Source organism: Cobetia sp. MMG027, assembly GCF_027947415.1.
GTDB classification, from domain to species: Bacteria; Pseudomonadota; Gammaproteobacteria; order Pseudomonadales; family Halomonadaceae; genus Cobetia; species Cobetia marina.
The window spans coordinates 31533-44836 of record NZ_JAQJIO010000007.1 but is presented as its reverse complement, the minus strand read 5'-3'; the positions used below and the strand labels follow the sequence as shown (position 1 = coordinate 44836).

Annotated in this window: 7 protein-coding genes; all 7 read right to left on the bottom strand. The window is 62.7% G+C overall.

Features of this window, described 5'->3' with window-relative positions; genetic code table 11:
* Nucleotides 1–57: 57 nt before the first annotated feature.
* Complete coding sequence (locus tag PJK54_RS10905) at nucleotides 58–645, bottom strand: ankyrin repeat domain-containing protein (protein WP_167592990.1); 588 nt, start codon at nucleotides 643–645, stop codon at nucleotides 58–60.
* Nucleotides 646–735: 90 nt separating this feature from the next.
* Complete coding sequence (locus PJK54_RS10900) at nucleotides 736–2283, bottom strand: catalase (RefSeq protein ID WP_271302814.1); 1548 nt, start codon at nucleotides 2281–2283, stop codon at nucleotides 736–738.
* A 537-nt stretch (nucleotides 2284–2820) separates the two neighbouring features.
* Nucleotides 2821–4428, bottom strand: a complete 1608-nt coding sequence (locus tag PJK54_RS10895) for a BCCT family transporter (RefSeq protein ID WP_271302813.1) — start codon at nucleotides 4426–4428, stop codon at nucleotides 2821–2823.
* Between the two features lie 691 nt (nucleotides 4429–5119).
* Nucleotides 5120–7630: a CoA transferase gene (locus PJK54_RS10890; protein WP_271302812.1), complete on the bottom strand. Its 2511-nt coding sequence runs from the start codon at nucleotides 7628–7630 to the stop codon at nucleotides 5120–5122.
* Nucleotides 7631–7716: 86 nt separating this feature from the next.
* On the bottom strand, nucleotides 7717–9354 hold the full coding sequence (locus tag PJK54_RS10885; RefSeq protein WP_271302811.1) for a BCCT family transporter: 1638 nt from the start codon (nucleotides 9352–9354) through the stop codon (nucleotides 7717–7719).
* A gap of 133 nt (nucleotides 9355–9487) precedes the next feature.
* Nucleotides 9488–11173, bottom strand: coding sequence for a GMC family oxidoreductase (locus PJK54_RS10880; RefSeq protein ID WP_442870680.1), 1686 nt, complete (start codon nucleotides 11171–11173; stop codon nucleotides 9488–9490).
* Between the two features lie 233 nt (nucleotides 11174–11406).
* On the bottom strand, nucleotides 11407–12924 hold the full coding sequence (locus tag PJK54_RS10875) for a CoA-acylating methylmalonate-semialdehyde dehydrogenase (RefSeq protein ID WP_271302809.1): 1518 nt from the start codon (nucleotides 12922–12924) through the stop codon (nucleotides 11407–11409).
* Between the last annotated feature and the right edge of the window lie 380 nt (nucleotides 12925–13304).

Sequence of the window (13304 nt, the reverse complement as noted above, 5' to 3'; positions counted from 1 at the left end):
GGACGGCCGAGCCGTCCAATGGTGCTTCGGGCATGGCAGAGGCAACCTCTGCACGCCTTACAGGTTGAACTTCACCAGGGTGACGATGCGTGACAGGCCCTGAGCGGCGGCCAGAGACTCGGCGGTATTGCCTTGCTGATCCGCAATTCCGGGGTCGGCCCCGGCATCGAGCAGATGCCTGATGATGGTTTCCCGCCCGAACAGCGAGGCCATCATCAGCGCCGTCTGGCCACTGGCATTGCGATGATTCACATCACAGTCGGTATTGGCCAACAGCCAGTCTGCCGTCTCGACATGCCCACGGAAGGCCACGCCCATGAAGGCATTGCTGCCTCTTTCATCCACGGCACAGGCGTCCACCCCATACCCCTTGAGCAGGGCCAGAGTGCTGGTATGCCCGTAATAGGCAGCCATGATGAACGGCGTATAGCCGTGGGATTCCGTGATCGACAGGTCTCCGCCCTGGTCGTGGTAGCGTTCGATGGCGGCGTTGTCGCCCTCACGCGCGGCATCCATGATGTCCATGCCCTCGTCCGCCTGCGCCGGAAGGGCGAGCAGACTCATGACGGCGACGCTGAGCGCAAGCATCAAGGTGACAAGGTTCGTGATGGATTGCCTGATGGGGGCTTTCACGGTCAAGGTCATGGGACTCTCTCCTCGAGGTTGGTCCAGAAATCGGTCGGGAAGATGGCAGGGAGGCATTGCCCCCCCTGCCCTGTCACGCGACGCGTCAGATCACTTCTGCTGCGCGTCGATCAGCTCCTCGACATCGTCCATGTCCACGTGAGCGACCTTGGCCAGACGCTCGCCGTATTCGTGGTCGGCCTGATAGAAGTAGCTGACCATGATGTTGCGGATCTCGTCGTTCTTGACCTTGCCCAGATCCCCACCCAGCACCTCGATCAGGTCATCCTGATCTTCCTCGGAGAAGGAGCGGTACAGCTCCCCGGCCTGAGCGAAATTCTGCTCCTTGCCGATGGGCTGCTGCTGGGTAGTGCCATTGAGGGTGTAACGCTTGTATTCGTACTGGCTGTCGTCCACCAGCGAGTCGGCGTTGCGGCTCGGCTGGTAGTTGATGGAGCCGGAACGCGGAGCGGAGTAGCCCGCGCCATCCTGATGGTTGTTGTGGACCGCCACCTTGGGGGCGTTGACCGGCAGCTGAGAGTAGTTGGCCCCCAGGCGATAACGCTGGGCATCGGCGTAGGCGAACAGGCGCCCCTGCAGCATGCGGTCTTCCGACGGCTCGATGCCCGGTACCAGGTTGGCCGGCGACATGGCCGCCTGCTCGGTTTCCTGGAAGAAGTTGTCCGGGACGCGATTCAGCGTCAGCTCACCGACCTTGCGTGCCGGGATCAGGTCTTGCGGCCACAGCTTGGTGGTATCCAGCGGGTTGAAGTCGAAGCTATTCAGCTGTCTGGGGTCCAGCGTCTGGATATAGAGATCCCAGACCGGGTCATCGCCTTCGTCCAGATGGGTGTAGAGATCATCCGTCAGGTGATTGAAGTCGGTGGACTGCACCTTGGCGATCTCTTCCGGCGACATGCCATGGTTGCCCTGGCGCGACTTCCAGGTGAACTTCACGTATTTCCAGTCGCCTTCGCCATTGACGAACTTGAAGGCGTGGACCCCGGAGCCATCCATCTCACGCAGGCTGGCAGGCACGCCCAGCGGTGAGTACAGATAGGTCAGCATGTTGGTGCTTTCCGGGATATGGCTGAAGAAATCGAAGTAGCGATTCGGGTCCTGCAGGTTGGTGCGCGGGTCCGGTTTCAGGGCATGGATCATGTCCGGGAACTTCATCGCATCGCGGATGAAGAACACCGGGAAGTTGATGCCGACCATGTCCCAGTTGCCCTGGTCGGTATAGAACTTGACGGCGAAGCCACGCGGGTCGCGCAGAGTCTCGGGCGAGCCCTTGCTGTTGATCACGCTGGAGAAACGCACGAAGACCGGCGTCACCTGGCCCTTGTCCTGGAAAGGTGCCGCGACGGTCAGGTCGGTCAGATCCGCGGTGGCACGGAACTCACCGTAGGCCCCGATACCGCGCGCGTGAACCACGCGCTCCGGAATGCGCTCACGCTCGAAGTGCCCCAGCTTTTCCAGCAGGTGGTGATCCTGCAGCAATGTCGGGCCATTCGGACCAGCGGTCAGGGAGTCCTGGTTGTTGCCGATCGGCGCACCATTGGAACGTGTCATCACTTCCTGCTGCGCCAGACTGCTTGCAGAAAGCCCCAGCGCCATCACGGCTGTCAGGGTCTTCATGGGAAAACGTACGCTCAGCATCTCGGAAATTCCTCGTCAAATCAGGGAGTAACGAGGCGAGGAGTATTCGCGAGAAGTTCCCATAGCAAAAATAAATAATAGCTAACCCTGAAATAGCGAAAAACTAACATGATGCAGAATCAGCACCAATTACTTCCACTCTCAAGCAAGGACTGTGGCGTGGTTTCCTGTTCGCGGGCCAAGCTTGCCGCGTGTGCCTTGAGCCAGATGCCCCGATGACGAGGCTTTCACGCCAGAGGTAAGAATCGCCTGCCTTGAGCGAGAGCTTTCCCATGGCCTGAACGCCAGCAGAGCAGGCCACGATTGTTGCACCCAGTCATACAATCCAGTCATATAATCCAGGCATACATTCCTGTCATACAAACCCGTCATGCAATCCAGGCATCGCGAAGTCTCAGGTCATGGCCCATCGACACCCCGGAGGCACCCTGATTCGCTCCACTGCCAGAAACGACAACGGCCCCTCATGTTGAGGAGCCGTAAGTGAGGAGCCGTTGTCATCAAGTCTTGCGACAGATCTTTCAGCGCATCCAGCCACTACGCCTGGCGCTTCGCCTTCTTCGACTTGCGCTGGAACGCCGGCATGTCATCGATGACCAGCACCGGATTCAGCTCTTCCTTGGGGAAGTCATTCTTGAGCCAGCGCAGCATGGAGAGCGCCAGAATCAGCATCACCGGAATCATCGGCAGCGCCACCACGATGGTCGAGGTCTGCACGGTCTGCAGGCCACCCAACTGGATCAGCGCAACGCCGACGGCCGCGATCAGGAAGGCCCAGATCAAGCGGAACGAGCGCTTGGGCTCCTGATACCCGGACAGCTTGCGTGAGGTCACCGAGGCCAGCACGTAGGCCGAGCTGTCCAGCGTGGTCGCCAGGAAGATGAAGCACAGCAGGATGAAGGCCACCGTGACCAGCTTGGCATACGGCAGGGTCTGCAGGATGCCTTCCACCGCCAGCGGGATACCGCCGCTATCCAGCAGCGCCTTGATATCCAGCGCACCACTGATCTGCAGGTCCAGCGCGTAACCGCCCCACACCGCGAAGAACACCCAGGTGCCCAGCGAGCCGAACACCAGCTCGGCGATGATCAGTTCACGGATGGTACGGCCGCGCGAGATACGCGCCACGAACAGCCCCACCATCGGCGCGTAGGCGATCCACCAGGCCCAATAGAAGACGGTCCAGTCCTTCCAGAAGGTGGAATCCCCCGCCGGGTCGGTCCACAGGCTCATCGGGATGAAGTTGCCCAGGGTCTTGCCGAGGCTGTTGACGAAGCCTTCGACCATGAACTGCGAGTCACCGACGATGAAGGTGAAGGCCAGCAGGAAGATCGCCAGAATCACGTTGACGTCGGAGAGAATCTTGATGCCCTTGGCCAGGCCGAACCAGACACTGGCGGAGAACATCGCCGTCCAGATGCACAGTACCGCGACTTCCAGCCCGAAGTTGGCATCCATGCCCAGGATGCCGCTGACCAGCTGTGACACCAGCGGTACCGCCAGCCCCAGCGAGGTGCCGACGCCGCCGACGATCCCGAACACGACGATGGAATCCAGCAGCACGCCCCAGGCGCCATCCGCATGGCGGCCCAGCACGCCGCGCGAGGCGACGGACAGACGCACGCCATCACGCTTCTTGACGTACATGGAGTAGGCGATCGGCAGGCCCGGCAGGCAATAGAAGGCCCACGGCGTCAGCCCCCAGTGGAACTGACCGAAGGCCAGCGCCCACTCCGCGGCCTCACGACTCTTGGCCGCCACGTGATAGGCCGGCGAGGTGTAATAGTAGATCGGCTCGACCCACGCCCAGTTGACGATCGCGATGCCCATCCCGCAGGTGAAGATCATCGCCACCCAGCTGAAGTAGGAGAAATCGGGCGTGTCTTCTGCCCCACCCAGACGGACGTTGCCGTAGCGGCTGAATGCCAGCCAGATGAGAAATCCGACGACGCTCAGACCGGCCACCAGATACAGCCAGCCGAACTTGCCGGTCGCGAAGGCGAAGGCGGCATTGATCAGCGCGGTGCTGGCCTCCGGGAACAGGATGACGGGGCCGATGAAGGCCAGGATGACCAATACGGCGGGAATGAAGACACGGGGGTCCAGATGATCGCCATCACTGGCGGGGGGAACGGCTTCTTGCACGACTACCACCTTAGTGAGAAAGCCCGAGCAAGAGGGGCGAGACGTCGCTCTTGCTCGGGCAGTTCGCTGTGTTCAATAATTTTTCGTAATGAAAAGAGCGCGGTATTATACATTTTTTTATTCCACGCGCATTATACTTTCCCGGCAACCGCGGGGAGCATGAATCGCGACACGGTATTTTCTCATTCACACATGAATTTCATTCATCAATCTTGCGCTGCACACTCCCCCCTCCTGCTCTCTTCTCGCGCCTTCCTTGCACCCTCTTCGACAATATTTCCGCCAGACGCGAACAGGCCGCCGACACGTCAATGTCGGCGGCCTGTGGGCCTCAAACGCTCATGAGCGGCGACTGTCACGCATAAGCCAGCACCTGACGCGGCAGACTTTCCGTCCCTTGCATCGCGAGGATCACGCCAGCCGATGCGCCACTCTCATGAGCGGAACTTCGACGTTAACCTCGTGTCACAAGACGCCCCGCGCTTGAGCACTTCTCATGCACCTGGCTCGAGCTGACCCATGCAAGCTCAGAGTCAGACGAGTCGGCCTTGAGCGATCAGCACTGGCTGACGTACTGAGTCACAAGAACGCCCCACCTCGTGAATCACGAGATGGGGCGTTTAAACGTCGCAGGCGCCATCGATTGCTTGCCGTCGGCGGCCCTTGGGTGAACAAGCACCGCATGGCGGGATCAGCTCGGCAGGTACTCCTCACTCCAGCTTTCAGATACTACGCCCTCCTCGATCAACCGATCGATCTCTTCATCACTGTGATCAAGCTCCCTGAGCACCGAGCGTGTCGAGGCGCCGTATTTCTCGGCCGGCGACAGCGGGTAGATGCGCCCACGCCGCGGGCGGATGGCGTAGGGGTCAAGCTGGGTGATCTCGTGCCCGCTGGGGTGGTCCGAGTAGACCGAGAACGAATAGCTGCCGGCATCGATCCCGGTCCGCTCGCCAGCCGGATGGACGTTGTAGGAACGCAATGTCTCCAGGTTCTCACAGACGGCCGCGGCGATATCCGCCGCCTGCAGTCGCTCGACCCAGTCATTGGCTCTTGCACTGATGAAACGCGGTGCCAGGTAGGCGGCACGCTCCTCACGTGGGATTTCCGGCAGCTCTTCCAAACCCTCGACCTTGCGGAATTTCTCCAGCTCCGACTCGTAGGCACTGACTAGCAGGATGCCATCGGAGGCCGAATAGAAACGCGCCAGGTCATCGTAGCCGGTCGCCTCACGACCGGAGGGCTCGTCAAACAGACTGCGGCGCTCATAGTCGTAGCAGAACGGCAGCTGTGCCAGACCGCTCAACGCCGACAGCGAGGTCTTGATGCGCGAGGTGCGGCCGGTCTTGAGCTTGCGATACAGCGCGGTGGCAATCCCCAGCGACGCGCCAAAGCCGCACATGACATCGATGGTGCCGACGTGAGCGTGCTCTTCGGGGGTATCCATGCTGCCGCCGAAGCGCAGCATGATGCCGGTAGTGGCCTGCACCAGGTCGTCATAGCCGAGGTAGTTGGTGCGCGGCCCGGGCAGCACGCCGCTGAAGCAGTCCAACTGGCAGAAGACGGCGTCCGGGTTGAGCTCGCGCATGGCCTCCTCGCTCAGGCCCATGGAGGCCACCTGCCGGTCGGTGGCATTCCAGACCACCACATCACTCTGACGAATCAGCTCATCCAGGATGGCGCGCCCGCGGGGCTGTCTGACGTCGGTCAGCAGCGAACGCTTGGAGCGCATGTGCGACAGGCCGAAGATGACGGTATTCCAGCAGTCATAGAACGGCTTGGCCGGGTCGACCTTGATGACCTCGGCACCGAAGCGCGCCAGATACGCCACCGAGTGCGGCCCGGCGATCACATTGCACAGGTCCAGGATCTTGACGCCTTCCAGCCAGCCATCGCGGGCATTGCGTGCCCGCACCCGCGGCAGCTTGGTCTCGATGCGGGTCAGCACCGACAGCGCATGAGTGACACTCACCCAGCGGCGCGGTCTGGGCGTCAGCATCTCCTGGCCGCTGTCGGCCATCCACACCATCGGGCCGGGCTGGATCATCAGCCCGAACTCCGGGTCCTCGACCTCGACCATCAGGCCCGCCGTCTCGGCGTGGTCATCGTGGATCCACTCCTGCAGCCAGCGCTGCGGCGCACCGGGGAACTTGCCCTTGCCGAAGATCTTCTCCCATTCCTTGGAGGTACGCGTGAGGAAGACTTCCTTCATGCGCGCCGCGATATGGTCCGCCCAGGACTTGGGCAACGGATAGACGCCCAGCGACATGTCGGATTGCCATTCGCTGCTCGGGCGATAGGTATCCGGCTCCTCGCTCATGCCTTCGGCGACCAGCGCATCGTAGAGGCCCAGTACCTTCAGGCAGCGCTTGGCGTGCTCGCGATGACTCGGACAGACCACATAGAACATGCGGCCATCCTTGCACTTGTAGCTACGATAGAAGGGATCGAGCAGCTCCTGCAGCTCGTCGTAGTCGAGATTCATCGGCTGGCCCTCGATACGCCGACGTTCGATCTCCTTCTCGCGCTGGGTCTTGTAGCGCTCCGGCAGGCCCTCGATCTTGATCGAGTTGTAGCAGAGCCCTTCCATCAGCGCGCAGACCAGCGGCACCTCGATCTCGTCGCCCATGCCGGTGCGCTCACGGGCCTGCAGCGCCAGCACCACCGAGGAAGCCGCCAGCATGGTGCCATAGGCCGAGCCCAGCGGCAGCGGCGAGAAGGATGGGTTGATGCCCATCAACACGCGGTTGAGGCCCATGTCGGTAAAGACACCGGAATTGGCGGCGATCACGCTCTCGAAGGCACGCCAGTCGCGGCGCAGGGTGTCATTGGAGGCAAAGCCGGGAATCGACAGCGTGATCAGCTCATTGCGCTCCTCCCGCAATGCCTCGAAGTCAATACCCAGCCGCTTCATGACCCCGGGACGGAAGCTTTCGATCACGATGTCGGCCTCCTCGATCAGCGCCAGTGCCTGCTCGACACCCTCCGCGGACTTGAGGTCCAGCGAGACGATCAGCTTGTTGCGATTGAGCGTGGCGTTGGCCGGCGACTGCCACATCGGCCCGCCGGGCGGGTCGACGTGAACCACGGTGGCGCCCAGGTCGGCGAGGATCATGGCGACGGCCGGGCCCGCCATGTATTGACCGAAATCGATGACCTTGACGTCAGTCAGCGGCAGGCGGGTTTCGGAGTGAAATGTCATCGGTGCGGTCCTTCTGGCCAGAGGGGCTGCGGGTCGCGTCAGCCCCGGTGAGCGTCATGTGTTGAGAGAGACAGGAAAAAGTGCACTCAGCGAGACTTGGCGTCATCGCGCGGACTGGGAGTCTCCAGCACCAGATGCGGTTCCAGCACCTTGCGCGCGAAGTCCTGGCGCAACCAGCGCACCAGCGACCAGGTCAGGATGAACAGCACTGGGATCATCGGCAACGCGACCACGATGGTGGAAGTCTGCACCGCCTTGAGGCCGCCCAGCTGGATCAATGCCACCCCGACACCGGCGATCAGGAAGGCCCAGATCAGACGCACGCTGCGCCTGGGCTCCTGATACCCGGAGAGTTCACGGGTGGTCACCGACGCCAGCACATAGGCCGAGCTGTCCAGGGTGGTGGCGAGGAAGATGAAGCACAGCAGGATGAAGCTTGCGGTGATCAGCTCGGAGAACGGCAGCGTGGCGAGAATCGCGGACACGGCGCCGGGGATACCGCCGTCGCTGAGCGCAGCCGCGACATCCAGGGTGCCACTCACCTGCAGGTCCAGCGCATAACCGCCCCAGACCGCGAAGAATACCCAGCAGCCCAGCGAGCCGAACACCAGCTCGGCGATGATCAGTTCACGAATGGTGCGCCCCCGCGAGATGCGTGCGACGAACAGCCCCATCATCGGCGCGTAGGCGATCCACCAGGCCCAGTAGAAGACGGTCCAGTCCTTCCAGAAGGTCGAATCGCCCACCGGGTCGGTCCACAGGCTCATGGTCACGAAGCTCGACAGCATGGTGCCGAGACTGTTGACCCAGCCTTCCACCATGAACAGCGATGGCCCGGCGATGAAGGTGAAGGCCAGCAGCACGATGGCCAGAATCACGTTGATGTCGGAGAGAATCCTGATGCCCCTGGCCAAGCCGAACCACACGCTGGCCGAGAAGATCGCCGTCCAGATCAGCAGCACCCCCAGATTGAGCGCGAAGGACGGCTCGATGCCGAGCAGATCACTGACCAGCCGCGAAACCAGTGGCACCGCCAGTCCCAGTGAGGTGCCGACACCGCCGACGATGCCGAATACCACCACCGCATCCAGCAGCACGCCCCACCACCCCTCGGCACGCTTGCCGAGCACGCCGCTTGAGGCCACGGAAAGACGCACGCCCGGGCGGTTGCGCACATACATGGAATAGGCGATGGGAATCGCCGGCAGGCAGTAGAACGCCCAGGGCGTCAGCCCCCAGTGGAACTGCCCATAGGCCAGCGCCCACTCGGCCGCCGCATCGCTGCCGGCCTTGACGTCGAAGGGAGGGCCGGTGAAATAGTAGATCGGCTCGACCCACGCCCAGTTGACGATGGCGATGCCGATCCCGCCGGCGAAGATCATCGCCACCCAACTGAAATACGAGAACTCCGGCGTGTCCTGCGGGCCACCCAGACGGACATTGCCGTAGCGGCTGAACGCCAGACCGATCAGGAACACGACCACGGAGAAGCCCGCCAGCAGGTAAAGCCAGCCGAAATTGCCGGTCGCGAAGGCGAAGGCCGTATTGACGGCAGCCTCACCGGACTCAGGAAACAGGATGATGGGAATGATCAGGCCGGCGATGACGAGCACCGAGGGCAGGAATACCCGCCAGTCAATCTCGTCGCGGGCCGTGTGGGAGGCGCGGGAATCGCGTGGCTGGCTTTCGCTACCGGAAGCCGCCTTGGGCGCAGAACTGCTCATGTTGATCACCGTTATTGTGGTTATGCGGTTCGGTGTTGAGACACGGGGAGTTCCCTGCGATTGGCGTATCGCAAGGTCTCCATGCATGGCGTATCGGCAAGGCCGTGATATGGGTGGAGGAAGATGGCCGTTGTCAGGCCGATCTCGGCAGTGGCTCGGCCAAATCGGTACTGACAGCAGACTCCAGAATCCAGCCAGCGGCCTTCTCCGCGATCATCAGGGTCGGCGAGTTGGTATTGCCGCTGACGATGGTCGGCATGATGCCGGCATCCGCCACTCGCAATCCCTGGATGCCACGCACTCGCAGGCGGCTGTCGACCACGGCCATCGGGTCATCCGCGCGCCCCATGCGCGTGGTGCCCACCGGATGGAAGATGGTGGTGCCGATATCGCCGGCGAGCCTGGCGAGCTCGTCATCAGTCTGGTACTCGACCCCCGGCTTGATCTCTTCGGGCTGGTAGCGCGCAAAGGCCGGCTGGGAGGCGATGCGCCGCGTGACCCGCAGCGAGTCGGCCGCGACCTTGCGATCTTCCTCGGTGCTCAGGTAGTTGGGCGCGATGGCCGGGGCCTGGCGCGGGTCGGCGCTCTGCAGACGCACCGAGCCACGGCTGGTGGGGTTGAGATTGCAGACACTCGCGGTGATCGCCGGGAAGGGATGCAAGGGCTGCCCGAAGGCCTCGAGACTCAGCGGCTGGACGTGATACTGGATATTGGGATGGGCGTAGTCCTCGCTGCTGCGCGTGAAAGCCCCCAGCTGCGATGGCGCCATGCTCATCGGCCCGGAACGCTTGAACAGGTACTGCATGCCGATGCCCATCTTGCCCAGCAGCGTGCTGGCCATGGCGTTCAGGGTCTTGGCATTGGTGACCTTGTAGACCGAGCGGATCTGCAGGTGGTCCTGCAGATTCTCGCCGACGCCGGGCAGGTCCTTCACCACCTCGACGCCATGTTGCTCCAGCAATGCCTTGGGCCCGACCCCCGAGACCTGCAGCAGATGCGGCGAGCCGATGGCGCCGGCACACAGCACGACCTCACGCTTCGCCGTGAGCTTGATGAGCTTGCCATCACGCACCACCTGCAGCCCGGTGCAGCGCAGACTGGAGGCGTCCTTCGCTGCGTCCGCCCCCGTGCCAGCTCCTGTGCCATCCCCTGCGCCCTGCTCGCCGCCCGCGAACCGCAGACGATTGACCTGGGTGGAGTGCCACAGGGTCAGGTTGCCGCGCTTGAGTGCCGGACGCAGAAAGGCCTTGGCCGTATTCCAGCGCCAGCCGGAACGCTGGTTGACCTCGAAATAGGCCACCCCCTCGTTGCTACCACGATTGAAGTCCTCGGTGCGCGGGATGCCGGCCTGTTCGGCGGCACTGGCGAAATCGTCCAGCACCTCCCAGTTGAGGCGCTGCCGCTCGACTCGCCATTCGCCACCGTGACCATGGAACTGGCGATGCTCGGGGCCGGCATCCCCGCCCTCGTCGAGGCGCGCGTGATCCTCATGGCGCATGAAGGCCGGCAGACATTGCTCCCAGCGCCACTCGCTGTCGCCGGTCACCTCGGCCCAGTGGTCATAATCCCGCGCCTGACCGCGCATGTAGATCATGCCGTTGATGCTGGAACATCCCCCCAGCGTCTTGCCGCGCGGATAGATCAGCGAACGTCCGTTGAGCCCCTTGTCCGGCTCGGTGCGGTACAGCCAGTCGGTGCGCGGATTGTTGATGCAGTACAGGTAGCCCACCGGAATGTGGATCCAGTGATAGTTGTCGCGCCCACCCGCCTCGATGAGCAGCACGCGGTGGTCAGGGTTGGCGCTGAGGCGATTGGCCATCAGACAGCCGGCGGAACCGGCCCCCACGATGATGAAATCGAATTCCGACAGATCGTCTCCCGGTTTGACGGGGCGAGCGTCCTGCTCGCCCCCCGGGGGTCGATGCTGATTGTTCTTGTTGTCTGACATGGCGCGTCCCTCTCCAGACAGCTGGCGTATGCTGGTAGGTAACCAGAATGCAGATGACTACGATGCAGATGGCGACAATGCAGATGACCGCAGTCGCGAGCGACTTACTTGGCCGTCGGCATGGCGAATTCGGCACCGGCATCGATGGAATCCGACCAGCGCTGCATGATGGACTTCTGCTTGGTATAGAAGCGCACCCCCTCTTCACCGTAGGCGTGGGTATCCCCGAACAGGGAGCTCTTCCAGCCACCGAAGCCGTGCCAGGCCATCGGGACCGGAATCGGCACATTGATGCCGACCATGCCCACCTGGATGCGACGCCCGAATTCACGCGCGACACTGCCGCTCTCGGTGAAGCAGCTCACGCCGTTGCCGAATTCGTGGTCATTGATCAGCTGGATGGCGGTCGCGACGTCCGGCACGCGGACACAGGCCAGTACCGGGCCGAAGATCTCTTCCTTGTAGATGGTCATGTCCGGGGTGACGTGATCGAACAGCGTGCCGCCCATCCAGAAGCCTTCAGTGCTGTCGCCGCCAATGTCATTGCCGGTGAACTCACGCCCGTCGACGATCATCTCGGCGCCTTCCGCGACGCCCTTTTCGATATACCCGCAGATACGCTCATGCGCCTGGCGGGTGACGATCGGCCCCATCTCGGCGTCCAGATTCATGCCGTCCTTGATCTTGAGCTCGCGGGCACGCTCGGCCAGACGCGGCACCAGGGTGTCCGCCACATCGCCCACCATCACCGCCACGCTGATGGCCATGCAGCGCTCACCGGCGGAGCCGTAGGCCGCGCCGATCAGGGCATCCACCGCCTTGTCGAGGTTGGCATCCGGCATCACCACCATATGGTTCTTGGCGCCACCCAGTGCCTGGATGCGCTTGCCATGACGTGCGCCGCGCTCGTAGATCAGGTTGGCGATCGGGGTGGAGCCCACGAAGGACAGTGCGCGCACCTTGGGGTGATCGATCAGCGCCTCGACGGCATCCTTGTCGCCCTGCACCACGTTGAAGACGCCATCCGGCAGGCCCGCCTGCTTGAGCAGGTCCGCCATCATCAGCGAGGCGCTGGGGTCCAGCGGGCTCGGCTTGAGCACGAAGCAGTTGCCTGCCGCGATGGCCACCGGGAACATCCACATCGGCACCATCACCGGGAAGTTGAACGGCGTGATGCCGGCGACGACGCCCAGCGGCTGGCGCATCGTCCAGTTGTCGATGCCGGTGCTGACCTGGTCGGTGAAGTCACCCTTGAGCAACTGCGGGATACCGCAGGCGAACTCGACGATATCGATGCCACGTGCCACCTCGCCCTGGGCATCGGTGAACACCTTGCCGTGCTCGCGGGTGATCGCCTCCGCCAGCGCGTCCTTGTGCTCGTTGAGTAGCGCAAGGAACTTGAACATCACCCGGGCACGACGAATCGGCGGGGTGTCGGCCCAGGCCGGGAAGGCGGCGTCGGCGGCCGCCACGGCAGCATCGATGTCGCTGTCGCGTGCCAGCGTGACCTGGCCGGTCACCTGGCCGGTGGCGGGATTGAAGACATCCTGTGTGGCACTGGAGTCACCGTGGGTCACCTGGCCGTTGATGAAATGGGCGATGGTCTGCTGGGGCGTGGTCATGGCGTGAATCGTCTCCGCTGGCGTTGTGACTGAAGCGTGCGTGGGGAGCATCCCGGCGGCTCAGCCATAGGGGCTGGTCATAAGGCTGGACATGAGAGCTGCTTATGAGAGCTGAATGCATGAAGGCTGTACCTTGAATCTACCCCGCCGGCCGGAACGTTCAATTGAGTTATTCTTAGGTGCGATATAACGATTGCTGATATCACGAACGCCCCCGAACGCAGACAGCCGCCATCGCTCACCAGCCCAGTCATGGCGGGGTTGCGGGCGAGTGAGAGCGTGGAATGGAATACGGCGGAGGGAATGTTCGAACGTCATGGCAGCGCTTTCGGTGGCATCGCTAGACCAAAGGGGAATAGGTCATCGGCGGGACGCTGAGA